The sequence below is a fragment of the Pseudomonas sp. P65(2024) genome, from assembly GCF_057480955.1.
Map to the genome: position 1 here is coordinate 381,968 of NZ_JBLIYX010000001.1, position 23,577 is coordinate 405,544.

General features: G+C 63.9%; 20 protein-coding genes. 11 read left to right on the forward strand and 9 right to left on the reverse strand.

The window, feature by feature from the left end:
- The first annotated feature begins 106 nt into the window (after positions 1–106).
- Positions 107–280: a PA1571 family protein gene (locus tag AC25MA_RS01900; RefSeq protein WP_167388413.1), complete on the forward strand. Its 174-nt coding sequence runs from the start codon at positions 107–109 to the stop codon at positions 278–280.
- Positions 281–332: 52 nt separating this feature from the next.
- On the opposite strand, the gene pdxB is transcribed toward AC25MA_RS01900, so the two are convergent.
- From pdxB to rlmM, 3 genes are all read right to left on the reverse strand, one after another.
- Complete coding sequence (gene pdxB / locus AC25MA_RS01905) at positions 333–1,475, reverse strand: 4-phosphoerythronate dehydrogenase PdxB (RefSeq protein ID WP_088852575.1); 1,143 nt, start codon at positions 1,473–1,475, stop codon at positions 333–335.
- Between the two features lie 48 nt (positions 1,476–1,523).
- Complete coding sequence (gene tusA, locus AC25MA_RS01910) at positions 1,524–1,766, reverse strand: sulfurtransferase TusA (protein WP_028692762.1); 243 nt, start codon at positions 1,764–1,766, stop codon at positions 1,524–1,526.
- 68 nt (positions 1,767–1,834) lie between these two features.
- Entirely contained in the window at positions 1,835–2,899 is a 1,065-nt protein-coding gene (gene rlmM, locus AC25MA_RS01915; protein WP_062359604.1) for a 23S rRNA (cytidine(2498)-2'-O)-methyltransferase RlmM, read from the reverse strand.
- A gap of 219 nt (positions 2,900–3,118) precedes the next feature.
- On the opposite strand from rlmM, the gene acnA reads away from it, so the two are divergent.
- From acnA to AC25MA_RS01930, 3 genes are all read left to right on the forward strand, one after another.
- Positions 3,119–5,860, forward strand: coding sequence for an aconitate hydratase AcnA (acnA, locus tag AC25MA_RS01920; RefSeq protein WP_028692764.1), 2,742 nt, complete (start codon positions 3,119–3,121; stop codon positions 5,858–5,860).
- Positions 5,861–5,989: 129 nt separating this feature from the next.
- Complete coding sequence (locus AC25MA_RS01925) at positions 5,990–6,766, forward strand: CPBP family intramembrane glutamic endopeptidase (RefSeq protein WP_062359609.1); 777 nt, start codon at positions 5,990–5,992, stop codon at positions 6,764–6,766.
- A gap of 200 nt (positions 6,767–6,966) precedes the next feature.
- Positions 6,967–8,532, forward strand: a complete 1,566-nt coding sequence (locus AC25MA_RS01930) for a methyl-accepting chemotaxis protein (RefSeq protein ID WP_028692766.1) — start codon at positions 6,967–6,969, stop codon at positions 8,530–8,532.
- A gap of 91 nt (positions 8,533–8,623) precedes the next feature.
- On the opposite strand, the gene AC25MA_RS01935 is transcribed toward AC25MA_RS01930, so the two are convergent.
- The 4 genes from AC25MA_RS01935 to AC25MA_RS01950 form a co-directional block, all read right to left on the reverse strand.
- Positions 8,624–9,508 carry a pseudouridine synthase gene (locus AC25MA_RS01935; RefSeq protein ID WP_280092372.1) on the reverse strand — a complete coding sequence of 295 codons (885 nt, stop codon included), beginning with the start codon at positions 9,506–9,508 and terminating at the stop codon, positions 8,624–8,626.
- 49 nt (positions 9,509–9,557) lie between these two features.
- The gene (locus AC25MA_RS01940) at positions 9,558–9,866 is read right to left on the reverse strand and encodes a hypothetical protein (protein ID WP_028692768.1); all 309 of its coding nucleotides are present in this window, start codon (positions 9,864–9,866) and stop codon (positions 9,558–9,560) included.
- A 68-nt stretch (positions 9,867–9,934) separates the two neighbouring features.
- The gene (locus tag AC25MA_RS01945; RefSeq protein WP_028692769.1) at positions 9,935–10,171 is read right to left on the reverse strand and encodes a glutaredoxin family protein; all 237 of its coding nucleotides are present in this window, start codon (positions 10,169–10,171) and stop codon (positions 9,935–9,937) included.
- A 72-nt stretch (positions 10,172–10,243) separates the two neighbouring features.
- Complete coding sequence (locus AC25MA_RS01950) at positions 10,244–11,452, reverse strand: ammonium transporter (protein WP_028692770.1); 1,209 nt, start codon at positions 11,450–11,452, stop codon at positions 10,244–10,246.
- A gap of 302 nt (positions 11,453–11,754) precedes the next feature.
- Here AC25MA_RS01950 and AC25MA_RS01955 point away from each other — a divergent pair, with 302 nt between their 5' ends.
- The 6 genes from AC25MA_RS01955 (at position 11,755) to AC25MA_RS01980 (ending at position 18,728) form a co-directional block, all read left to right on the forward strand.
- Entirely contained in the window at positions 11,755–12,066 is a 312-nt protein-coding gene (locus AC25MA_RS01955) for an ElaB/YgaM/YqjD family protein (protein WP_028692771.1), read from the forward strand.
- A gap of 9 nt (positions 12,067–12,075) precedes the next feature.
- On the forward strand, positions 12,076–12,450 hold the full coding sequence (locus AC25MA_RS01960) for a phage holin family protein (RefSeq protein WP_028692772.1): 375 nt from the start codon (positions 12,076–12,078) through the stop codon (positions 12,448–12,450).
- Positions 12,447–12,776, forward strand: a complete 330-nt coding sequence (locus AC25MA_RS01965; RefSeq protein WP_028692773.1) for a hypothetical protein — start codon at positions 12,447–12,449, stop codon at positions 12,774–12,776. The genes AC25MA_RS01960 and AC25MA_RS01965 overlap by 4 nt, the downstream gene beginning before the upstream one ends.
- A gap of 78 nt (positions 12,777–12,854) precedes the next feature.
- Positions 12,855–14,186 carry a deoxyguanosinetriphosphate triphosphohydrolase gene (locus AC25MA_RS01970; protein WP_486971770.1) on the forward strand — a complete coding sequence of 444 codons (1,332 nt, stop codon included), beginning with the start codon at positions 12,855–12,857 and terminating at the stop codon, positions 14,184–14,186.
- A gap of 281 nt (positions 14,187–14,467) precedes the next feature.
- Positions 14,468–15,088 (forward strand): response regulator transcription factor, encoded by a 621-nt coding sequence (locus AC25MA_RS01975; RefSeq protein WP_028692775.1) that lies wholly within the window; start codon positions 14,468–14,470, stop codon positions 15,086–15,088.
- Positions 15,089–15,095: 7 nt separating this feature from the next.
- A complete protein-coding gene (locus tag AC25MA_RS01980; RefSeq protein WP_486971771.1) occupies positions 15,096–18,728 on the forward strand; it encodes an ATP-binding protein in 3,633 nt (1,210 codons plus the stop codon).
- 30 nt (positions 18,729–18,758) lie between these two features.
- Here the strand turns inward: AC25MA_RS01980 and AC25MA_RS01985 are convergent, their stop codons facing one another.
- Positions 18,759–19,103, reverse strand: coding sequence for a YggL family protein (locus AC25MA_RS01985; protein ID WP_028692777.1), 345 nt, complete (start codon positions 19,101–19,103; stop codon positions 18,759–18,761).
- Positions 19,104–19,289: 186 nt separating this feature from the next.
- Here AC25MA_RS01985 and dacB point away from each other — a divergent pair, with 186 nt between their 5' ends.
- Positions 19,290–20,753 carry a D-alanyl-D-alanine carboxypeptidase/D-alanyl-D-alanine endopeptidase gene (gene dacB, locus AC25MA_RS01990; protein ID WP_062359614.1) on the forward strand — a complete coding sequence of 488 codons (1,464 nt, stop codon included), beginning with the start codon at positions 19,290–19,292 and terminating at the stop codon, positions 20,751–20,753.
- Positions 20,754–21,090: 337 nt separating this feature from the next.
- Here the strand turns inward: dacB and AC25MA_RS01995 are convergent, their stop codons facing one another.
- Complete coding sequence (locus AC25MA_RS01995) at positions 21,091–23,487, reverse strand: sensor domain-containing diguanylate cyclase (protein ID WP_028692948.1); 2,397 nt, start codon at positions 23,485–23,487, stop codon at positions 21,091–21,093.
- Positions 23,488–23,577 lie beyond the last annotated feature (90 nt).

Below are 23,577 nucleotides of genomic sequence, written 5' to 3' on the forward strand. Positions count from 1 at the left end.
TTACCACCGTTTCTGTTGGACTGATCCGGCATGACGCCGAAAACTGTCACAGACCAGTCACGGCGAAGCGCTACCTTGAGCTTGAACCTGAAAGAGGAGACAGGACATGAGCTTGCAGCACAGCACCGACACGCCCAAGACACAGAACCGTCCGCAACCTCAGGTCTGCGGCTCGATCATCGATGCCCAGGGCCGTGAGGTCCCGATCACCGAGCAGATGATCCAGAAGGCCTGCAAGGACCTGGAAGAGAGCCGGGTCAAGAAAACCGGCAAGGCCTGACCCCGAATTGCGTGCAACCCGGCGCTTGCGCCGGGTTTTTATTGGCCGGCCGTCAGGCCAGCACCGCCCCCAGAGCACTGACCAGTTGCGCCAGTTGCGGCGCCTGCCCACCTACACGCACTGCCAGCCCCTCGATCTCACGCCGTACCGGATAGTGCTTGCGCAGCAGGTCAAACGCCGCACGCTGTTCGGCTGGGTCTTCGCTGAGGCTGCGACGGAAATCCGCATCGTCACGGCGGGGGTCATAGACCGCCCGGCACAGGGTGGCCAGCGCCCAGGCCGGGTCCGCGTTCGCGTCAAACTCGATCTGAGCCAGGCCCGGAGCCGGCAGAAGATCGGCCAGGTATACCTGCTCGGGTTCCCCGCGCCAGCGGCAGAAGGCCTGGTAGATCTGTGCCGTGCCCCGCTGCTTGCCATCCAGGCTGTAGCCGGCGATATGCGGCGTGGCCAGGGTGCAAAGATCGGCCAGTTGCAGGTCCACCTGCGGCTCGCCCTCCCACACATCGAGCACCGCGTGCACATCCTCGCGGTCCAGCAGCAATTCGCGCAGGGCCGCGTTGTCCACCACCGGTCCGCGGCTGGCGTTGATCAGCCAGGCGCCGGCACGCAGCCGCGCCAGGCGCGAATGGTCGAGCAGGTGCCAGGTCGGGTGCTCGCCGCCGCGCTGCAGCGGCGTGTGCAGGCTGATCACGTCGCACTGATCAAGAATCATCTCAAGGTCGACAAAGTCGCCGCCCTCGCCGGCCTGGCGCACCGGGTCGCACACCAGCACCTTCCAGCCCAGGCCGTGCAGCACCCGAACCAGACGGCCACCGACCTCGCCGGCGCCGACCACGCCATAGACGCGCTTGCTTAGGTCTGCCCCTTCAAGCTCGGCCAAGGTCAGCAAACTGCCCAACACGTAGTCCACCACGCCCCGGGCGTTGCAGCCCGGCGCGCTGCTCCAGTGGATACCGGCCTGGGCGAAATATTCGAGGTCAAGGTGGTCTGTGCCGATGGTGCAGGTGCCGACAAAACGCACCCGGCTGCCTTCGAGCAGTTGCCGGTCGACGCGGGTCACCGAGCGTACCAGCAGCACATCGGCATCCTTGACGCAGGCGGCGTCGATGGCCCGGCCGGGGTAACGGCGGATCTCGCCGAAACCGGCGAAGAAGGCATCGAGCAGCGGGATATTCTCGTCGGCAACTATCAGCATGGCGCTCTCCTGTCAGGGGGAGCGCAGTGTAGCGCGATCACAGGCGGCTCAGTCGGCCTTCTTGCGGATCCAGTACAGGTAGGTGCCGGACTCTTCCTGCTGGCCGAGCAGCTCGTGGCCGAGGAAGATGCAGAACTTGGGAATGTCGCGGCGGGTCGACGGGTCGGTGGCGATCACCTTGAGCACGCCGCCGCCGGCCAGTTCGCGCACGTGCTTGTGCAACATCATCACCGGCTCCGGGCAGTTCAGGCCGGTGGCGTCGAGGATCGCATCATGGGTGAAATCGGTCATGTAGGGCTCCGCAAAATGATCGTCATTGTGGCGCATGAAGCGGGGCTGTCACAGCCCCCGCGCTGGCCTCAGCGCGGTTTCAGGTCCAGCCGGCGCAGGTGGCAGGTCACTTCCTCGCGGTCGTGATACAGCTGCTTGCAGGCGATCGATACCTTCACCTTGCGCGCCTTGAACCCGGCCTCGATGCGCTCGAGCAGCTTGCGCACCTCAGCGTGGCGCTGCTTCATCGGCAGCTTCAGGTTGACCACTGCCTCGCGGCACAGCCCTTCGCCCAGCCAGGTCTCGATCAGCGAAGCGGTGCGCGCCGGCTTCTCGACGATATCGCAGACCATCCAGTCGACGGTCTGGCGGGGCTTCCAGGTGAAGCCGTCGGCCATCAGGTGGGTGACCAGGCCGGTGTCCATCAGGCTTTCGGCCATCGGCCCGTTGTCGATGGCGGTCACCAGCATGCCGCGCTTGACCAGCTGGTAGGTCCAGCCGCCGGGCGCGGCGCCCAGGTCGACGCCGGTCATGTCGTCGTTCAGGCGCTGGTCCCACTGCTCGCGGGGAATGAACTGGTGCCACGCCTCCTCGAGCTTGAGGGTCGAGCGGCTGGGGGCCTCGCGGGGGAATTTCAGGCGCGGGATGCCCATCGGCCACAGCGCCGAGTTGTCGGCCTCGGCAAGCCCCAGGAACACCCGCCGGCCGCTGATGAAGGTCAGCAGCAGGCGTGGCCGCCGGGCGTCGTCCACCAGCCGCCCGGCCTTTTCCAGGGCCTTGCGCAGCGGCACCTCGAACTTGCGGCAGAAGGTCGACAGCTCCTTGCCATCGTTACTGTCGAGCACTTCCAGCCACAGGCTGCCGCACACCGGCAGCGCGGCCAGGTGCTCGAGCAGCACGCTGATGCGGTCGGTCTCCGGCAGCTCGACGTAGGTGCCGCGGGCCCACTGGCGCGGGAAGATCAGCTGCGAGAAGCGCAGTGTCTGCATCATGCGTTCGGCACCGTCCGGCTCGCTGCAGACGAACTCGGCGCAGGCGCTCTGCGGCTTGCCCTTGGCATAGCCGGACACACCCAGGTGGGCGGCGTGTTCGCTGATTTCGGCGCAGACCTCGCCCTCGAAGCCGGGCCGGCAATGCATGAACAGGGTATTCATTTCTCACTCCACATCACTGGCGCAGACGGCGCCAGGGCGGCGAATGATAAAGGAAGATCGGAACCGACGACACGCCCCATCGGTCCAGAAAAGGGTCAGGCCAGACAAACCGGTCTAACCTGACTGTTCAGCCAGGTCCGTGCCGTGCGGACCGGTCCAGAGCGGTGACACCGGCGAGCGACACGCAATCGCCGGACACCGGAGCACAAGGAGTTGTAAATGCCCTCGCTCGATAGCCTGAAAACCCTCAAGACTCTCCAGGTGGCCGACCATGTCTACCACTATTTCAGCCTGCCCGACGCCGCGCGCCAGCTCGGCGACCTGCAGCGCCTGCCCATGTCACTGAAGGTGCTGCTGGAAAACCTGCTGCGCTGGGAAGACGGCAAGACCGTCACCGGCGACGATCTGCGCGCCCTGGCCCAGTGGCTGCAGGAGCGTCGCTCCGACCGCGAGATCCAGTACCGCCCGGCGCGGGTGCTGATGCAGGACTTCACCGGCGTGCCGGCGGTGGTCGACCTGGCCGCCATGCGCGCGGCGATGGCCAAGGCCGGTGGCGACCCACAGCGAATCAATCCGTTGTCGCCGGTGGACCTGGTGATCGACCACTCGGTGATGGTCGACCGTTACGCCAGCCCCAATGCCTTCGCTCAGAACGTCGACATCGAGATGCAACGCAACGGCGAGCGCTACGCCTTCCTGCGCTGGGGCCAGAGCGCCTTCGACAATTTCCGCGTGGTACCGCCGGGCACCGGCATCTGCCACCAGGTCAACCTCGAGTACCTGGGGCGCACCGTGTGGACCCGTGAGGCGGACGGCCGCACCTACGCCTTCCCCGACACCCTGGTCGGCACCGACTCGCACACCACCATGATCAACGGCCTGGGCGTGCTCGGCTGGGGCGTCGGTGGTATCGAGGCCGAGGCGGCGATGCTCGGCCAGCCGGTGTCGATGCTGATCCCCGAGGTCATCGGCTTCAAGCTCACCGGCAAGCTGCGCGAGGGCATCACCGCCACCGACCTGGTGCTGACGGTGACACAGATGCTGCGCAAGAAGGGCGTGGTGGGCAAGTTCGTCGAGTTCTACGGCGACGGCCTGGCCGACCTGCCGCTGGCCGACCGCGCCACCATTGCCAACATGGCCCCTGAGTACGGCGCCACCTGCGGTTTCTTCCCGGTGGACCAGGTGACCCTGGACTACCTGCGCCTGTCCGGACGCCCCGAAGAGGCCGTGCAACTGGTCGAGGCCTACAGCAAGGCCCAGGGATTGTGGCGCCTGCCAGGCCAGGAGCCGCTGTTCAGCGACACCCTGGCACTGGACATGAACGACGTCGAAGCCAGCCTCGCCGGGCCCAAGCGGCCGCAGGACCGGGTTGCTCTGGGCCAGGTCGCCCAGGCCTTCGACCACTTCATCGAACTGCAGCCCAAACCCCTGGCCAAGGAGGTCGGTCGCCTGGAAAGCGAAGGCGGTGGTGGGGTGGCGGTGGGCAATGCCGACCAGGCCGGCGAGATCGACTACAGCCATGCCGGCCAGACCCACACCTTGCGCGACGGCGCCGTGGTGATCGCCGCCATCACCTCCTGCACCAACACCTCCAACCCCAGCGTGATGATGGCCGCCGGGCTGGTGGCGAAAAAAGCCGTGGAGAAGGGCCTGACCCGCAAGCCCTGGGTCAAGAGCTCGCTGGCCCCAGGCTCCAAGGTGGTGACGGACTACTTCAAGGCCGCCGGTCTCACGCCTTATCTGGATCAGCTCGGCTTCGACCTGGTCGGCTATGGCTGCACCACCTGCATCGGCAACTCCGGCCCCCTGGACGAGGCGATCGAGAAGGCCATCGGCAGCGCCGACCTCACCGTGGCTTCGGTACTGTCGGGCAACCGCAACTTCGAAGGCAGGGTGCACCCATTGGTCAAGACCAACTGGCTGGCCTCGCCGCCGCTTGTGGTGGCCTACGCCTTGGCCGGCAGCGTGCGCGTCGACCTGACCCAGGACTCGCTGGGCACCGGCAAGGATGGCAAGCCCGTGTACCTGCGCGATATCTGGCCCAGCCAGCAGGAGATCGCCGAGGCCGTGGGCAATGTCGACACGCGCATGTTCCACAAGGAATACGCCGAAGTATTCGCCGGCGACGCCCAATGGCAGGCCATCGAGGTGCCCAAGGCGGCCACCTATGTCTGGCAGGACGATTCCACCTATATCCAGCACCCGCCGTTCTTCGACGACATCAGTGGTCCACTGCCGGAAATCGGCGATATCCACGGCGCGCGCATCCTTGCCCTGCTCGGCGACTCGGTGACCACAGACCATATCTCCCCGGCTGGCAACATCAAGGCCGACAGCCCGGCCGGCCGCTACCTGCGCGGCAAGGGCGTGGAACCGCGGGACTTCAACTCCTACGGCTCACGGCGCGGCAACCATGAGGTGATGATGCGCGGCACCTTCGCCAACATCCGCATCCGCAACGAGATGCTCGGTGGCGAGGAAGGTGGCAACACACTGTACGTACCCACGGGCGAGAAACTGTCGATCTACGATGCCGCCATGCGCTACCAGCAGGATGGCACGCCGCTGGTGGTGATTGCCGGACAGGAATACGGCACCGGCTCCAGCCGCGACTGGGCGGCCAAGGGCACCAACCTGCTGGGGGTCAAGGCGGTGCTGGCGGAAAGCTTCGAGCGCATCCACCGCTCCAACCTGGTGGGCATGGGCGTGCTGCCGTTGCAGTTCAAGGCTGGCGACGACCGCAAGCGCCTCGGGTTGACCGGCAAGGAACGCATCGATGTGCTGGGCCTTGGCGGCGCGCAGATCCGCCCGGGCATGAGCCTGCCGGTGCGCATTACCCGCGAGGACGGACGCCAGGAGCAGATCGAGGTACTGTGCCGGATCGATACCCTCAATGAGGTGGAGTACTTCAAGTCGGGAGGGATCCTTCATTATGTGCTGCGGCAATTGATCGCAGGGTAAGGCCCCATCGCGGGGCAAGCCCGCTCCCACGCAATGTGGGGGCTTGCCCCGCGTGGCTGATTTCAGGTGTCCTGACGGCCAAACGAGGAGTCCTACCCTCCTCGGATTCACCGGCACTAAGGAAATGTCATGCCTCTTCCCCATTGGATCGCCCTGATCCTGCTCGCCCTCGGCTATGCGATCGCCCTGACCTACGGCAGCCTCGGTCTCGCTGCCCTGCCCGCCTTGCTCGCCCTGCTGTGCAGTGCCCTGCTCGCTCGACGTCCGGTACGCTGGCAACAAAGCCTCGGCCACCTGTTGTTCATCCTCCTGGCCATCGCCCTGGCCTTGCACTGGCTACCCGGCTTCCACAGCGCCAAGGTGATCGACAAGGCCGTGCTCAGCGAAGGCGCCGTGCCCTTCTCCCTGTACCTCAACCTCGACAAGCCCCTGATCGGCCTGTGGTTGCTGCTGGCCTGCCCGTGGCTGATCATGCTGCGCCCACGCGGCCTGTTGCCGGGCCTGGCGCTGACCCTGCCCCTGACCCTGCTCGCCTGCCTGGGCGGCGCCTGGGCCCTGGGCATGGTGGCCTGGGCACCGAAATGGCCCGACCAGGCCTGGCTGTGGCTGCTGAACAACCTGCTACTGGTAAGCCTGACCGAGGAACTGCTGTTCCGTGGCTACATCCAGGGCGGCCTGCAACGTCTGTTCAGGCACGAGGGGCTGGCGTTGCTGGTGGCCGCGCTGTTGTTCGGCCTTGCGCACCTGGCCGGTGGCTGGCAATGGTTCTACCTGGCGACCCTGGCCGGAGTGGGGTATGGTCTGGCCTATCGCCATGGCGGGTTGGCGACGGCGGTGCTTTGCCACACCTGCGTCAACCTGGCGCACTTCGCCGCTTTCAGCTACCCGATGCTGGCCCCGCATTGAACAATCGGTCATGATCAGACCTATTCGTCATCATTTATAAAGAAAACTGCAATATTGGCGGCAACGGCTGCGATCAGGTGGGCTGCATTAGCTCAGCGGCACTGATGCCACCTTGCCCCAGATCAAGCCAGTTAAATATTCATTCAATAAAACCAGAGGCTTGCCGATACCCGTCGAAAGCCTTGCGGATTGAACAGCCAATGCGTAACAACCAGCCGATTACCCAGAGAGAACGGACTTTCCCTGCCCAGCAGCGGTTGATCTCCACCACCAACGCCAAGGGCGTGATCACCTACTGCAACGATGCCTTCATCGAGATCAGCGGTTTCACCCGCGAGGAATTGATGGGCGCGCCGCACAACCTTGTGCGCCATCCCGATGTGCCGCCGGCCGTGTTCGCCCACATGTGGCAGACCCTCAAGCAAGGCCTGCCGTGGATGGGCATCGTCAAGAACCGCTGCAAGTCGGGCGACCATTACTGGGTGAATGCCTACGTCACGCCGATCTTCGACAACAACCAGGTAATTGGTTATGAGTCGGTGCGGGTCAAGCCCACCGCCGAGCAGATCCGTCGCGCCGAGGCGCTGTACCAGCGCATCAACCAGGGCCGCTCGGCCATCCCGAAACGCGACAAGTGGCTGCCGGTGCTACAGGACTGGCTGCCGTTCATCCTGGTCAGCCAGATCGGCTTCCTGATCGGCAACTGGCTCGGTCACTCCTGGGGCTTCGCCCTGGCCGCCGGCCTGTCGGTGCCGCTCGGCCTGCTCGGCCTGAGCTGGCAGCAGCGCGGCCTCAAGCGCTTGCTGCGCCTGGCCGAACAGACCACTTCCGATCCGCTGATCGCGCAGATGTACACCGACAGCCGCGGTGTCCAGGCACGCCTGGAAATGGCCATGCTCAGCCAGGACGCACGGATGAAGACCTGCCTGACCCGCCTGCAGGACAGCGCCGAGCAGCTCAGCGACCAGGCACGCCAGTCCGACGCCTTGGCCCACCAGAGTTCCTCGGGCCTGGAGCGCCAGCGGGTGGAAACCGAGCAGGTCGCCGCCGCCGTCAACCAGATGGCCGCCACCACCCAGGAAGTGGCCAACCATGTCCAGCGCACCGCTGACGCCACCCAGGAAGCCAATCGCCTGACCAGCCAGGGCCGTAACATCGCCGGTGAAACCCGTGACGCCATCGAGCGGCTGTCCGCCGCCGTGGGCGAGACCGGGCTGACCGTCACCCAGCTGGCCAAGGACAGCGACGAGATCGGCGGCGTGGTCGATGTGATCAAGGGCATCGCCGACCAGACCAACCTGCTGGCGCTCAACGCCGCCATCGAAGCGGCACGCGCCGGCGAGATGGGCCGCGGCTTTGCCGTGGTCGCCGACGAGGTCCGTCAGTTGGCCCAGCGCACCGCCGAATCCACCGGGCAGATCCACACCCTGATCGCCAAGCTGCAACAGACCGCCAACAACGCGGTGCAGACCATGGAGACCGGCCACCGCCAGGCCCAGGAAGGTGTCGAGCGGGTGATGGAGGCCGACCAGGCGTTGGTAGGCATCAGCGAGGCCGTGGCCAACATCACCGACATGGCGACCCAGATCGCCGCCGCCACCGAAGAGCAGAGCGCGGTGGCCGAGGAGATCAGCCGCAACATCAGCACCATTGCCGACCTGGCCGATCAGACCTCCGGCCAGGCCCAGCGCTCGGCGCTGCTCAGCGAAGAACTGACCAGCACCGCGGGTACCCAGTACTCGCTGGTGGAACGCTTCAACCGCTGAAACCGGTAGACACCATCGCGGGGCAAGCCCGCTCCCACAGGTCTGGCACTCTGCACAGGATTTGTGGGAGCGGGCTTGCCCCGCGATGCGTTTACCAGTCGAGCGTCAGCCGGCTCTCGAAATACCGCACCTCACCCGTCAACGGATCCTCGAAGCGCAGGCTGTGGGCCAGCAGCTTGAGTGGCCGTGCGTAATCATCCTGCTCGTTGACCAGCTGCGGATAGAACGGATCGTTGCAGATCCCCGCGCCCAACGCCGCCATGTGCACCCGCAACTGGTGGGTCTTGCCGGTGACCGGTGACAGGCCATAGCGCCACAGCTCGCCGTTTTTCTCCAGCACACAGGCATGAGTTTCACTGTTATCGGCCCCTTCCACTTCATGCATGCGAAAGAACGGCTCGCCATGCACCAGGCGGCTGCGGTGCACCAGCGGGTAGTCATGCTGCGGCATGGCTGCGGCGATGGCCTGGTAGTGCTTGTCGATGCGTCGCTCGGGAAACAGGCGCTGATAGACGCCACGGCTTTGCGGGTTGGCGGAAAACAGCACCAACCCGGCGGTGTGTCGGTCGATGCGGTGCAGCGGCACCAGGTGCGGGTTGTCCAGACGCCGGATGAGCCGGCGCAGCAGCGTCTGTTCGACGTACTCGCCGGTGGGGGTGACCGGCAGGAAGTGCGGCTTGTCCGCCACCACCAGGTGCTCGTCGACATGCAGGATCTTTTCCTGCACCGGGATCACTTTTTCATTGGGTACTTCACGGAAATAGTGCAGGCGCATGCCTTGCCGGTAGCGCGTATCCGCCGCAATGGGCTGGCCGTCGGCATTCAACACCCGACCACGGGCGAAGCGGTCGAGCCATTGCTCACGGTCGATGCCCTTGAAATGATCACACAGACAGTCAAGCACAGTCGTCCAGAGGCCCGGAGGCAGGCATACTGTACTGGCTTGCTGGCGGGAGGGGTCGAAAGGCGTGGTCATCGTCGGGCTCGGTTCTGCGGGGCAGGCATTATCCCCCAGCTCGCGCCCCTCAACCAGCCTCGCTGACCGGCTCGCAGCGCGCCTTGAGCCAGCGCAACACTTGTACCGCGTCCCAGCGCCCCGGATCGTAGAGGGCGTAGCTCAGGCCCTGGTAGCCCACCACGTCCAGCGGACGGTGGAAGCCAGCGCGCTGGAACAGCGCCTCGATCTCGGCGAAGCAGGTATTGAAATGCACCTTGCCGAACGGCGTGCGCTCGTCGGTGACGATGCCGTCGAGGCGCAGTTCCAGCACGGCCTCGTACACACGCTCGGGAGCCATGTGATTGATGCTGTACTTGAGTTGCTCGACATTGAGCATGGCTTCACCTCGAATACTGTATTTATATACAGCATACGGAGCGAGACCCCTGCTCGTCAATGTGCGACTCAGCCGAGGAAGGCCACCACCTGCTCGGCATCGAACGGCCAGCCCAGCTCGGCACCGGTGTCGCAACGGCGTAGCACCGGGATGCTCAGCCCGTAGCGTTCGAACAGTGCCTCGCTGTCGGCGATATCGACCAGCTCGACCAGCAGACCGTGCTCGACGAGAGGCATCAGCACGGCCTCGGCCACTTCGCACAGGTGGCACCCCACGGTGCCGAACAACTGGGTTTCAGGGAGCATGCAGACATCCGTAATTCGCATGAATGGATGCTCATTCTAGGTCCGAGCCCGCCGGCGCGCACCTGACCTGGCTCAATCCTGACTAGTGGCGCCGATCCTGTGCACGGCCAGGTCCGCCCCCTGGAACTCCTCTTCGTGACTCAGGCGCAGGCCATGCAGCGCCTTGATCAGGCCATACACGGCAAAACCCCCGGCCAGCGCCACCAGCACGCCCGCCAGGCTTCCCAGCAGCTGGCTGACCAGGCTGACGCCGCCCAACCCACCCAGGGCTGCCTGGCCGAACACACCGCAGGCGATGCCACCCCACACGCCGCACAGGCCATGCAATGGCCACACCCCCAGCACGTCGTCGATCTTCCAGCGATTCTGCGCGGCGGTGAAGCACCAGACGAACAGTCCACCGGCCACCAGCCCGGTGACCAGCGCGCCCACCGGGTGCATCAGGTCGGACCCCGCGCACACCGCCACCAGGCCTGCCAACGGGCCGTTGTGCAGGAAGCCCGGATCGTTGCGCCCGGCCAACAAGGCCGACAACGTGCCGCCAACCATCGCCATCAGCGAGTTGATTGCCACCAACCCACTCACCCCCTGCAGGGTCTGCGCACTCATGACGTTGAAGCCGAACCAGCCGATGATCAAGATCCACGAACCCAGCGCCAGAAATGGAATACTCGACGGCGCGAACGCCACCAGGCGCCCGTCGCGGTAGCGGCCCCGCCGCGCACCGAGCAGCAGCACCGCCGCCAGCGCCAACCAGCCACCCATGGCGTGCACCACCACGGAACCGGCGAAATCATGGAACGGCGCACCGAAACGCGCCTGCAACCAGGCTTGCAAGCCGAAGTTGCCATTCCACACCACGCCTTCGAACAACGGGTAAATGAACGCCACGATCAATGCCGTCGCGCATAGTTGCGGCGCGAAGCGGGCGCGCTCGGCGATACCGCCGGAGATGATCGCCGGAATGGCTGCGGCAAAGGTCAGCAGGAAGAAGCACTTGACCAGGGCATAGCCGTGATCGTTGGCCAGGGTCGCCGCCGGCTGCAGGAAACTCACGCCGTATGCGACCCAGTAACCGATGAAGAAATACACCAGAGCCGAGATGGCGAAGTCGCTGATGATCTTCGACAAGGCGTTGACCTGGTTCTTGTGCCGCACCGTGCCAACCTCGAGAAAGGCGAACCCCGCGTGCATGGCCAGGACCAGGATCGCGCCCATGAGGATGAACAAGGTGTTGGAGCCATGGACCAGTGAGTCCATCGCGCTGTGCATGTTTTCCATGAAGTGGCAGACCTGCAAAAAGGCACCAGGACAGTTCAAGAACCGGCATCCGTGCACCGGATCGGTGCCAGGCCCCTGCCCTGTTTCGGTGAACCGGGCGGAACCTGCGTGGTTTTTTCTTGGGTTTGTCGTGGATTGAGTTAAGGTTTAGCGGTATCCGCAGCGCTGGCGCATGGTTTCGGCGCAAGTCTTGGCGGACACGCACCGCTTTTTAGCAAGCGCTGTACCAACATATTCCGCTGAACCTTCCGCGGCACCGATCACTCGAAATAGCCAGTACACATTCACAGGGAGGCCCCTCCATGGCCAGCAAATCGGCAAAGACTGCACAGGAAATATTGATGGCTGACTTCCAGGCCTTGGTCCGCGACACCGAGAAGCTGCTCGCCGACACCGCCAACCTGGCCGGCGACCAGGCTGACGAACTGCGCGAGCAGATCCACGAACGCCTGGTGCAGGCCCGCGAGACCCTGCAACTGACCCAGGATTCGGTGCGTGCCCGCGGCCAAGCGGCCCTTGGCAACGCCGAACAGTACGTACAGGAGAACCCGTGGCAGGCCATTGGCATCGCCGCCGGCGTCGGCCTGCTGATCGGCCTGCTGGCCAAGCGCTGAGGAGCCGGCATGGATAACGACGCCATCGGCACGGGCGCCTCCGGTCGGCGCCTGGGCGCGGCCATATTGGGTCTGCTGCACAGCCATATCGAGCTGTTCGGCATCGAGTTGCAGGAGCAAAAGGCCCGCACCCTCAGCCTGCTGTTGTTCGCGGGCCTGGCCTTGGTGTTCGCCCTGCTGCTGCTGACCGCGCTGTCGGGCCTGCTGCTGGTGCTGCTGTGGGACAGCTATCGCCTGGCCGGGATCATCGGCCTGTGCGTGTTCTACGGGGTCGCCGCGCTATACTGCGGCCTGCGTCTTAAGGCCGCGGTGTTCGATGAGTCCTCGCCGTTCAACGCCACCCTCCAGGAGTTGGCCAAAGATCGGGAGCGCCTGCTGCCATGAGTCTGCCCGAACTGCCCAACACCCGTAACCCGCGCGAGCTGCGCAAGGCGCTGCTGCGCCTGCGCATGGAAATGCACCGCCAGGAAATCCGCCACGAGTCCGGCCAGTTGCTTGAACCGGTCCGCCGCCTGCGCGGGATGGGCAACTCGTTCGGCGAGGGCCTTGGGGTCAAGCATGGCTCACTGTGGGGCATCGGCGCCGTCGTTGCCCTGGGTTTTCTCACCGGCAAGGGCGTGCGCAGCGGCAACCTGACGCGCTTGATTCGGGTGGGGACCAGCCTGGTTCCATTGATCCGCCTGTTCCTCGGTAACAGCCGCCGCCCCTGAAGCCAAGGTGCGCCCGACGCTTGCACGGGCGCGCCGGACGCAGGAAGCTATCCCGACTCTACGATGGGAGAACACGCCTTGGACTGGCACACCCTGCTAACCCGCGAACGACTGGGCAAAGCTCTTTACAGCCCCGAGGAGCTTGGCCGCAGCCCGTTCCACAAAGATCACGACCGCATCACCTTCTCTGGCGCGTTCCGTCGCCTGGGGCGCAAGACCCAGGTGCACCCGGTATCCAGCAACGATCACATCCACACACGCCTGACCCACTCCCTGGAGGTCAGCTGCGTCGGTCGCTCGCTAGGCATGCGCGTCGGCGAGACCCTGCGCGAGCAACTGCCGGCCTGGTGCGAGCCGAGCGATCTGGGAATGATCGTGCAGTCGGCCTGCCTGGCCCATGACATCGGCAACCCGCCGTTCGGCCACTCCGGCGAGGACGCCATCCGTCATTGGTTCCAGCAGGCGGCCGGGCGTGGCTGGCTGGACGACATGAGTGACGACCAGCGCGCCGACTTTCTCAACTTCGAAGGCAACGCCCAGGGCTTTCGCGTGCTCACCCAGCTCGAATACCACCAGTTTGACGGTGGCATGCGCCTTACCTACGCCACCCTTGGCGCCTACCTCAAGTACCCATGGGCGGCACGTCACGCGGATGCCTTGGGCTATAAGAAGCACAAGTTCGGCTGTTACCAGAGCGAACTGGGGCTGCTCGAGCAGATCGCCGGCAAGCTAGGCCTGCCGCAGCTAGAGCACCAACGCTGGGCCCGTCACCCGCTGGTGTATCTGATGGAGGCCGCGGACGACATCTGCTACGCCCTGATCGACCTCGAGGACGGGCTGGAGATGGACTTGCTGCAGTACGCAGAGGTCGAGGCTCTGCTGCTGGACCTGGTGGGCGACGATCTACCGGAAACCTATCGCCTGCTGGGGCCCGGTGAATCGCGCAGGCGAAAGTTGGCGATCCTGCGCGGCAAAGCCATCGAGCACCTGACCAACGCCGCCGCCCAGGCCTTCGTCGAACAGCAGCAGGCCCTGCTCGTTGGCCGGCTGACGGGCGACCTGGTCGAGCACATGCACGGGCCGGCGCAACGCTGCGTGCTGCAGGCCAAGGACATGGCACGCAAGAAAATCTTCCAGGACAAACGCAAGACCCTTCACGAGATCGGAGCGTACACGACCCTGGAGATCCTGCTCAACACCTTCTGTGGCGCGGCGCTGGAACAGCATGGCGGCCGCGTTCCGTCCTTCAAGAGCCGGCGGGTTCTGGACCTGATCGGCAACAACGCTCCCGACCCTTACGGTTCGCTGCACAGCGCCTTCCTGCGCATGATCGACTTCATCGCCGGGATGACCGACAGCTACGCCAGCGAAATGGCGCTGGAAATGACCGGGCGCTCAAGTCCGAAGTAATGACGGGACGAGGTGGCAGGCGTCTGTTTGCCACCGACGTTTAATATGCGTGAAATTTCCCACGCAATATCGCTTGATATTAAACACGTCCACCAACAACACCGACAAAAACGATCAAATCCTGATAAATCCCTACCAACATCCACATCACTCGTAGCAATGCTTCGTAAGTGCTGTAAGTAAATTCCTATATCCCCGATTTGGCAACCACTTCCCTGCCCGTCGACATTCAACTGAGCTAATGTGCCGGCTGCCTTCACGCGCAGCATGGAATGTTGAATATGCACTCAGTCTTTATAGTTGATGACCATCCCGTCATACGCCTGGCAATACGGATGTTGCTGGAAAACCAGGGATACAAGGTAGTCGGTGAATCGGACAATGGCGTGGACGCCATGCAGATTATCCGTGAAACCCCGCCCGATCTGGTTATCCTCGACATCAGCATCCCCAAGCTGGACGGTCTGGAAATGCTTTCGCGCCTGCAGGCCATGGCCATTCCGCTGAAGGTTCTGGTACTGACCGCCCAAGCACCGGCCCTGTTCGCCGTGCGCTGCATGCATTCCGGCGCTGCCGGGTATGTGTGCAAACAGGAAGACCTCAGTGAATTGCTCAGCGCCATCAAGGCCGTACTGTCGGGATATAACTATTTTCCCAGCCAGGCGCTCAATCCACCTCCAACAGGTAGCAACCAGGAGCTGGAGCTGTTTCGCCAAGTCAACGACCGGGAACTCATGGTCTTGCAACTATTTGCTCAGGGACGCAGCAACAAGGAGATCGCCAAGGGCATGTTCCTCAGCAACAAGACTGTCAGCACCTACAAGAAACGCCTGATGCACAAGTTGCGCGCCAGCACATTGGTGGAGTTGATCGACGTCGCCAAGCGCAACGCGCTGGTCTGAGGTCATGATGTGGAGGTGTATCGTTACATCGCTGCTCTGCCTCGGGCTGGGTACGCCACTGCAAGGCGCCGGCGTGACCGTCGACACGGGCCGGACCTATACCCTGCTCAGCCGCTCGGCGCCTGCTTCCGTCCAGCCGTCCCTGACACCCGCCCAGCGCGAATGGCTCGCAGAGCGCCAGGAACTGGTACTGGGTACCTCGGCTCCCGACTACCCACCATTCGACATTGCAACCGGTGGGCGCGAGTACCAAGGACTGACCGCCGACTACGCCGGCCTGGTCGGCAGCGCCTTGGGCCTGCCGGTCCGGGTGCAGCGTTTTCCCAGCCGGCCGGCCGCGGTCGCCGCACTGAAAAGCGGCCATATCGACCTGCTGGGTAGCGCCAACGGCTATGAGGCGGTGACCCAGGGTCTTGCATTGTCGCTCCCCTACGCCATTGACCAACCGGTGCTGGTAACCCGCGAGGATGAAACCCGGGCGCTGGACACCGGTCTCGCAGGCATGCGCCTGAGCATGCTGTATCACTACCTGCCGCCCGGGGAGATCCGCGCCAACTATCCAAAGGCCGAGTTACTTACCTTCGAGTCGTCCACACAGGCACTGAATGCCGTGGCCTTCGAGCAGGCCGACGTGTTCATCGGTGACACCATCTCTACTCATTACCTGATCAGTCAGGGCCACCTGCCGCACCTGCGCATGGCCAACTTCGGTAAGCACGAAGCCGTGGGCTTCAGTTTTGCCATGCGCGAGGACGCGCGCATCCTTCAGTCCCTGGTGGACGCCGCGCTCGACGCCCAGCCCAACGCCACCCGCAACGACATCTTCAAGCGCTGGAGTGCCAGCAGCGGCAGCCTGCTGACTGACCGCAAGCTACAGCTATCGGCACGCGAGGAAAAGTGGCTGAGCGAGCACCCGATCATGCGGGTGGTGGTCAACGATACTGCAGCCCCCCTGACATTCTTCGACAACAATGACCGCCTGCGAGGCATTGTCGCCGACCTGCTCGAACTGATCCGCCTGCGTACCGGCCTGCGCTTCGAGATTCGTCGCGCGAGTGGCGATGGCGACATGATCGACCAGCTTGAGTCTGGTCGTGCCGACATCATCGCCAGCCTCTCCACCGATGCCCGTCGGGTCAATCCACTGCAGGTCAGCCGCCCCTACCTGGAAAGCGCCTATGTGCTGGTCAGCCACACCGGCAACGACCAACCCAGCAGCCTGAAGCAACTCAAGGGCAAGCGTGTCGCCGTGCCTCGCGACAGCACGGTGGCCACCCTGCTGACGACACGCCACCCAGGCATCCACCAGGTCGCCACCGAAAGCACCTACTACTCCATGGTGCTGCTCGGCAGCGGCGCGGTGGATGCGGCGATCGCCACCCTGATCGATGCCAACCACATGCTCGCTACCAGCAACGATCTGGTCATCCGCAGCACCGTGGGCACGGAGCCAGCGGCGTTCTCCATGGCGACCGCCGCTGACGCCAGCGAACTGGGTGCAATACTCGACAAAGCATTGCTGAGCATTTCGCCGGAGGAACTGGGCGTGATCAACAGTCGCTGGCGGGACCACGGCCTGCAGGACGACGCCTACTGGCGCAACTACCGTCGGGTAATCCTGCAGGTGGTGGGGGTGATTGCCGTCCTGTTGGTGCTCGCACTGGTATGGAATGCCCGGCTGCGCCGCCAGATCAAACAGCGCCAGCGGGCCGAGCGGGCGCTGAACGACCAGTTGGAGTTCATGGGCGCGTTGCTCAACGGCACGCCTCATCCGATGTATGTACGCGATCGTGAAGGACGCCTGCAAAGCTGCAACGACAGCTACCTGCAGGCGGTCGGCGCCGACCTCGAGCAGGTTCTGGGCAAACGCCTGGAGGATGCGCCCTACAGCGACTGCGACTACACACTCCAAGTCCAGGACGACTACCAGCGGGTAATGGCGCAGGGTAAGCCGTTGATTCTCGACCGCCCGCTGCGCCTGAAGGACCGCGACCTGACGATCTATCACTGGATCCTGCCCTACCGCGATTCGCTGGGCGAAATGCAAGGCATCATCGGTGGCTGGATCGACATCAGCGAACGCCGCAACCTGGTCCAGGACCTGCGCCTGGCCAAGCAGCAGGCCGATGATGCCAACCGAGCCAAGAGCACTTTCCTGGCCACCATCAGCCATGAGATCCGTACTCCGATGAACGCACTCATCGGCATGCTTGAGCTGGCCCTTAGACATGCCGATCAGGGCAAGCTGGACCGCCCGGCGCTGGAGGTCGCCCATCATTCGGCCAGTGACCTGCTGGGGCTGATCGGCGACATCCTGGACATCGCCCGTATCGAGTCAGGACAAATGTCCCTGGCCCCCGAACCTGTAGACCTCGCGGCCCTGATCGAGTCGGTAGGACGTGTGTTCGATGGCCTGGCCCGACACAAGGGCCTGGTACTGGACATCGTGATCGCCAGCGAGGCACGCTGCCATGCGATGCTTGACCCGCTGCGTTTCAAGCAGGTGCTGTCGAACCTGGTGAGCAATGCGATCAAGTTCACTGAACAAGGACAGGTGCGCATCACCGCCAGGGTGCGCAACGACTGCGAGCAAGACTTGCCGACGCTCGACCTCGAAGTCCGTGACAGCGGTATCGGGATCCACGAGAAAGACCTGCCGCGCCTGTTCTCTCCCTTCGTGCAAGCCAACCCCCATAGCGTCGGTGCCCGAGCCGGCACCGGGCTCGGGCTGGTCATCAGCCGCGATCTGTGCGCGATGATGGGCGGCGAGCTCACCCTGCAGAGCCTGCAGGGTGTCGGTACCCGCGTGCGCTTGGTGATGCCCTTGCAATGTGTCGAATCAGTAGCGGTCCTGCCGCGACTCGCCACGGACATCCTGCAACCCGAGCAGCAGTTGAACATCCTGGTGGTAGACGACCACCCGGCCAACCTGCTGTTGATGGCCCAGCAACTGAACTACCTGGGGTTGAGCCAGGAAAGTGCCGAAGAGGGATGCGAAGGGTTGCGCAAATGGCGCGAGGGCTGCTTCGATGTACTCATCGTCGATTGCAACATGCCGCAGATGAATGGCTACCAACTGGCCAGAGCTGTGCGCATGGAAGAGCGCCTGCAGGATCGGCCACGCTGTACCATCCTGGGCTACACCGCCAATGCCCAGCCCGAGGTGCGTCAGCAGTGTCTCGACGCCGGCATGGACGACTGCCTGCTCAAGCCCATCGGCCTGCAAGTGCTGGGGCAACGCCTGAAGGGCATTGTACGGATCCCCCGACAGGACCACGGCAAGTCTGCCCCGCCCCCACGCTTCGACCTTGAAGGCCTGTCCGTGATCGTCGGCGACAACCTCGCCGATCGCGACCGCATTCTCGACACTTTGCTTCTGAGCCTGCGCCAGGACCTGAAAATTCTGATGGCCATAGATCCGCAACGTGAAGGTGCCGAGCTGTCGCTACAGGCACACAAGATCCTCAGCGCGGGGCGAATGCTGGATGCGCAGGCATTGATCGAAGCGTGTGAAGCGCTGGAGGAGACGAACTTGTCACAGGCAGAACTGAAAAGGCGTCGCCAGGTGCTGGCGCGGCACATGCGCCGCGTGGAGAAGGCCCTGGCCAGGCAGCGGGAGCGCCTGGCCGAAGCCAAATAAGGGTGGTACAGGCCGTACCGCCCTTATTGATCAGGAAGCCGGATTGACCGGTTTTTCCGGGTACCAGGCGTCCAGCAGCGGGCTGACTTCGATCTTGGTCAGTTCGCTGCGGCCTTTCAGCCAGGCTTCGACAGCGGCGCGCTGTTCTTCGCTGACCGAACCGCGGGTAGCCTTGCAGACCAGGCCGAAGTCGTCACCGCCGACGTAGTCCAGGCCGTTGGCATCCATGGCTTCAGCCAGGAAAGCGTCGAGGAAGGCATCAATGGCTTCATCGGACAGGTCTTCCTTGAAGTCCAGGTTCAGTTCGAAACCCAGCTCCTGGAATTCGTCCACGCACAGTTTCTTGCGCAGGCGACGGGAACGGTTGGTAGCCATGAAACAATCCTCTCAATTAATTACGCGCGGCACTTTACCAGTTTCCGGCGCCTAACGGCGCTTTTCCGTCGAATGAAGCCCATGCACGTTCTGCTTGGGGCATAATGCGCACTACATTTTGTCCTGGGGCCATCACTTCCTACAGCCCCGTTGTCTTTTCCCCTCGCCTGCAGGGTTTGTCCATTTATGATCAAGACGCTCCGCCCACTGCTGCTCGCCAGCCTGTTCCTGCCCCTTTCGCTGTCCGTGCAGGCCGCCACCGTCAACACCAGCCTGCCACCCAAGGTGCAGCAGGCGCTCAAGACCAACAAGCTACAGGACTCTGCCCTGTCCCTGGTCATGCTGCCACTGGATGGCCCGGGCACGGCAACCGTGTTCAACGCCGACGTGTCGGTCAACCCGGCCTCGACCATGAAACTGGTCACCACCTACGCCGCGCTGGAACTGCTGGGGCCGACCTTCCAATGGAAGACCGAGTTCTATACAGACGGTACCCTGAGCAATGGCGTGCTCAACGGCAACCTGTACCTCAAGGGTGGCGGCGACCCCAAGCTGAACATGGAGAAGCTCTGGCTGCTGATGCGCGATCTGCGCGCCAACGGTGTGCGCACCGTGACCGGCGACCTGGTCCTTGACCGTAGCCACTTCGTGCAGCCTAACCTGCCGCAGTTCGATGACGACGGCGGCGACGAGAACAAGCCGTTCCTGGTCAAGCCGGACTCTTTGCTGGTCAACCTCAAAGCCCTGCGCTTCGTCGCCCGCAACGACGGTGGCAAGGTCAATGTCTCGGTCGAGCCGCCGATCGCCAGCATCCGCATCGACAACCAGGTCAAGGCCGTGGCCGGCAAGCAGTGCACCGGCGATGTGCGCTACAACCCGGTAGTCCAGCCGGACGGTGTCAGCGTGACGATCAGTGGCCAGCTCGCCGATGGCTGCAACTCGCAGACCTATTTGTCACTGCTGGACCACCCGACCTACGCGGCCGGCGCCGTGCGGGCGATCTGGAACGAGCTGGGCGGCAGCATCCAGGGCCGTGACCGCATCGAGAACGTGCCCAAGAGCGCTCGCCTGTTGGCCCGCGCTTTCTCGCCGGACTTGGTCGAAGTCATCCGCGATATCAACAAGTACAGCAACAACACCATGGCCCAGCAGCTTTTCCTGAGCCTTGGCGCGCAATTCCGCACCGACGCTGACGGCGACGACGCCCGTGCCGCCCAGCGTGTGGTGCGACAGTGGATGGCCAAGAAAGGCATCACTTCGCCGCACCTGGTGATGGAGAACGGCTCGGGCCTGTCCCGTGCCGAGCGGGTCAGCACCCGCGAGATGGCGGCACTGTTGCAAGCGGCCTGGAAGAGTCCTTACGCGGCGGAGTTCATCAGCTCGATGCCGCTGGTAGGGATGGACGGCACCATGCGCAAGCGGCTCAAGCGCACGGCCGTGACCGGTGAAGGGCACATCAAGACCGGGACCCTGAATACCGTGCGGGCGATTGCCGGGTTCAGCCGGGACAGTAACGGGCACACCTGGGCGGTGGCGGCCATTCTCAATGATCCCAAGCCTTGGGGGGCTTCCCAGGTGCTGGACCAGGTGTTGCTGGATCTTTACCGGCAGCCGAAGGCGGGGAATGGGACTGTTGGGGTGATGCCTTGATTTGAGTGGGCTTGGGCTTTCAGGGTGGTGGTTTTGAGGGTTGTAAGCGCATTCATTGGCGATGGTGACGCATAGTCACCTTCTCGCCCTTACGGCCAGCCCTTTCAAGGTGTTGAAAATTAGCGTTCGACTTGGAATTGCCGGGGTCGCTTTGCGACCCCGGCAATATTGAGCTGGAAACGTCATATCTCAAAAATCGCAAGACCTTGAAAGGGCTGGCCGTAAGGGCGCAAAGGTGACTAAGCGTCGACATCAAAAATGAATGCGCATAAAACCTTCAACACAAACAATCAAACAATCAAACAATCAAACAATCAAACAACAGACCAAGCTTAACTCAAGACAACTCCCCCTCAACCCGATCCCTCCCCCCCTGCTTGGCCACATAAACCCCAGCATCCGCCCGCAACAACAACGCATCCGCCCCCTCCCCAACCCGCCACCCCGCCACACCAAAGCTCGCCGTCACCCGCCCCACCCCCTCCACCGGCACACTCCGCACCCCCTGCCACAATTCCTGCGCCAACATCCGCGCCTGCTCGGCATTGCTCCCCGGACACAACACCATGAACTCCTCCCCCCCCAACCGACAAAACACATCAGTGCGCCGCAACCGCTGCCCGATCCGTTGGCACAGGCTGCGCAGCACATGATCCCCCACCGCATGCCCGTACTGATCGTTGATTCGCTTGAAGTGATCGATATCCAGCATGATCACCGCCAGGTCCAACCCATCCCGTTGCGCTCGATCCAGTTCATTACGCAGCCGCTCCTGGAAGTAGCGCCGGTTGTAGATCCCAGTCAGGGCATCGGTCACCGACAACGCCCGCAGCTCCTCCTCCACCCGCTTGAGGTCCGAGATATCGGTCAGGTACCCATGCCAGAGCGTGCTGCCGTGCTCACCGATCTCCGGCGTTGCCTCCCCCCGCACCCAACGCAACCCCGCCCGTGGCAGGCACACCCGGTACTCCTCACGCCACGGCGTCAGGTACTCGGCGGAGTAACGCACCGAGCGCCGCACTCGCTCCAGGTCGTCCGGATGGATGCGCTCGAACACCGCCGCGGCGTCCTGGCGCAGCAACGCCAGGTCCACCTCGTAGATGTCGTGCAGGCCCTGGCTGGCGTAGGGGAAACAGGAATGTCCATCGGCGTTCAGGCGATACTGGTAGATCCCACCAGGCACCTCGGCACTGAGCTTTTCCAGCAGCCGGTCGCGGGCCGCCAAGGCCTCGTGCACCCGGCGCCGCTCGGTGACATCGATGCAGATCGCCAGGTAGCCCACCCACAACCCCTGCTCGTCCAGCACCGCCGTTACCAGCATATTGGCCAGCAGGTGGCTGCCATCCTTGCGCACCAGCGTCCAGTCCGCTGGCTCCGCGCCGCCCTCCTGCACGGTCTCGGCGAACATCGCCTGACCCGCGCCAACCTCGCGACCAAAGCGCACGCTCAAGGCATGGGCCCGCTGGTGCAACTCTTCAGGCAAGACCAGATCTTCCAGCCGCAATTGGCCCAGCGCTTCGCCGGCCGAATAGCCCAGCATGCGCTCGGCGCCCGCATTGAACGTACCGATCACTCCGCGCAGGCTGGTGGCGATGATCGCCACCTGAGTCGCGGCATCGAGCACGCTACGCAACTGGTTGTGGGTTTCGCGCAATGACTGCTCGCTGATGCGCAGCTCGGCGGTGCGCCGAGCCACCAGGCCCAGGGCGCGCTGGCGCTGACTGAACAGGCTGTACAGCAGTAGCGCCAGCAACACACTGAGCAGACCGCCGAGCAACGCCACCACCGGCACCGCCGATGAGCGGTTGGCGGCGAGAAAACCCTGGCTGGGGTGAATATCGAGTTGGTAGTGGTGATCGGCAAGATGCAACAGGTGACTGCTGGTAAAGCCCATGCGCACTGGCGCCATCCCCGAATCAAAAAGCAACTCGTGCCCACCCTCCGTGGACAGGTCGACAATGCGCACCACCAGGTTGTCGTCGGCCACCGTCGGCAGGCTCTCGGCGATCAGCTGATGCAGACTCAGCAAGGCCATGACATAACCCCGGGGAGGCTCATCCCTGGGCGCCCCATCAGTGAACACCGGGGCGACAATCAACAGGCCACGAGTATAGTCCGGCTGGACATTGATCATGTCCAGCGGCGCCGACACGGCCATGCTGCCGGGGCTCGCGGCCCGGGCCAGGGTCGCGGCGCGCAGGACCTGTCCACCCAGGTCGAAACCATAGGGCTGGGCCTGACGGCTCGCCGCCTGGGTGTACAGGACCGGATAGTAATGATCGCGCGCAGGCGCTGCCTGCCAAGCACCGTGGTCGTCCAGGTCGCGTATCTGGTAAGGCTGGCCGAGCGAGGCACTCGCGCGCCGCTCGAAGTCCTCGCGCTGCGCCGCCTCTACCCGCGGTGCCCAGGAGTAGGCTTGGGTGCGATGCAGCAAAGGACGTGCGTAGCCATCGAACTCGCGGGGGGTGATGTCAGTGGAATAGGTGAAGAACCGGCGCAGGCCATCCAGGCGCTGCGCCTGTTCCTCGAAACGCTCGGCGATACGGCTGTAGCGCTCGCTGGCCAGCAGCTCGAAGCGCTGGCGCAGTTGCTGCTGGTAGAAGGTCTGGGTGGCGATTGCCAGAGCCGCCGTGAGCAACGCCCCGGCGACCAGCGCCGCCAGGGCCACGCCCCAGGCCGACAACTCGTCGCCGACCAGGCCAAGCCGCTTCACAGGTACGCCCGGGTTCGACATAGAGGACTCCAACCAAGGTCAGCGTCCTGCGTATTGTCCCGCCCTGTCCTGATTTATAGCCACTGGCCAGCAGGCGTGCCACGTACCTCG

Excerpts from the sequence above, each read along its gene's own strand:
- AC25MA_RS01900 (WP_167388413.1), top strand. The coding sequence starts at position 107 with ATGAGCTTGCAGCACAGCACCGACACGCCCAAGACACAGAACCGTCCG.
- pdxB (WP_088852575.1), bottom strand. The coding sequence starts at position 1,475 with ATGCTGATAGTTGCCGACGAGAATATCCCGCTGCTCGATGCCTTCTTC.
- tusA (WP_028692762.1), bottom strand. The coding sequence starts at position 1,766 with ATGACCGATTTCACCCATGATGCGATCCTCGACGCCACCGGCCTGAAC.
- rlmM (WP_062359604.1), bottom strand. The coding sequence starts at position 2,899 with ATGAATACCCTGTTCATGCATTGCCGGCCCGGCTTCGAGGGCGAGGTC.
- acnA (WP_028692764.1), top strand. The coding sequence starts at position 3,119 with ATGCCCTCGCTCGATAGCCTGAAAACCCTCAAGACTCTCCAGGTGGCC.
- AC25MA_RS01925 (WP_062359609.1), top strand. The coding sequence starts at position 5,990 with ATGCCTCTTCCCCATTGGATCGCCCTGATCCTGCTCGCCCTCGGCTAT.
- AC25MA_RS01930 (WP_028692766.1), top strand. The coding sequence starts at position 6,967 with ATGCGTAACAACCAGCCGATTACCCAGAGAGAACGGACTTTCCCTGCC.
- AC25MA_RS01935 (WP_280092372.1), bottom strand. The coding sequence starts at position 9,508 with ATGACCACGCCTTTCGACCCCTCCCGCCAGCAAGCCAGTACAGTATGC.
- AC25MA_RS01940 (WP_028692768.1), bottom strand. The coding sequence starts at position 9,866 with ATGCTCAATGTCGAGCAACTCAAGTACAGCATCAATCACATGGCTCCC.
- AC25MA_RS01945 (WP_028692769.1), bottom strand. The coding sequence starts at position 10,171 with ATGCTCCCTGAAACCCAGTTGTTCGGCACCGTGGGGTGCCACCTGTGC.
- AC25MA_RS01950 (WP_028692770.1), bottom strand. The coding sequence starts at position 11,452 with ATGGAAAACATGCACAGCGCGATGGACTCACTGGTCCATGGCTCCAAC.
- AC25MA_RS01955 (WP_028692771.1), top strand. The coding sequence starts at position 11,755 with ATGGCCAGCAAATCGGCAAAGACTGCACAGGAAATATTGATGGCTGAC.
- AC25MA_RS01960 (WP_028692772.1), top strand. The coding sequence starts at position 12,076 with ATGGATAACGACGCCATCGGCACGGGCGCCTCCGGTCGGCGCCTGGGC.
- AC25MA_RS01965 (WP_028692773.1), top strand. The coding sequence starts at position 12,447 with ATGAGTCTGCCCGAACTGCCCAACACCCGTAACCCGCGCGAGCTGCGC.
- AC25MA_RS01975 (WP_028692775.1), top strand. The coding sequence starts at position 14,468 with ATGCACTCAGTCTTTATAGTTGATGACCATCCCGTCATACGCCTGGCA.
- AC25MA_RS01980 (WP_486971771.1), top strand. The coding sequence starts at position 15,096 with ATGTGGAGGTGTATCGTTACATCGCTGCTCTGCCTCGGGCTGGGTACG.
- AC25MA_RS01985 (WP_028692777.1), bottom strand. The coding sequence starts at position 19,103 with ATGGCTACCAACCGTTCCCGTCGCCTGCGCAAGAAACTGTGCGTGGAC.
- dacB (WP_062359614.1), top strand. The coding sequence starts at position 19,290 with ATGATCAAGACGCTCCGCCCACTGCTGCTCGCCAGCCTGTTCCTGCCC.
- AC25MA_RS01995 (WP_028692948.1), bottom strand. The coding sequence starts at position 23,487 with ATGTCGAACCCGGGCGTACCTGTGAAGCGGCTTGGCCTGGTCGGCGAC.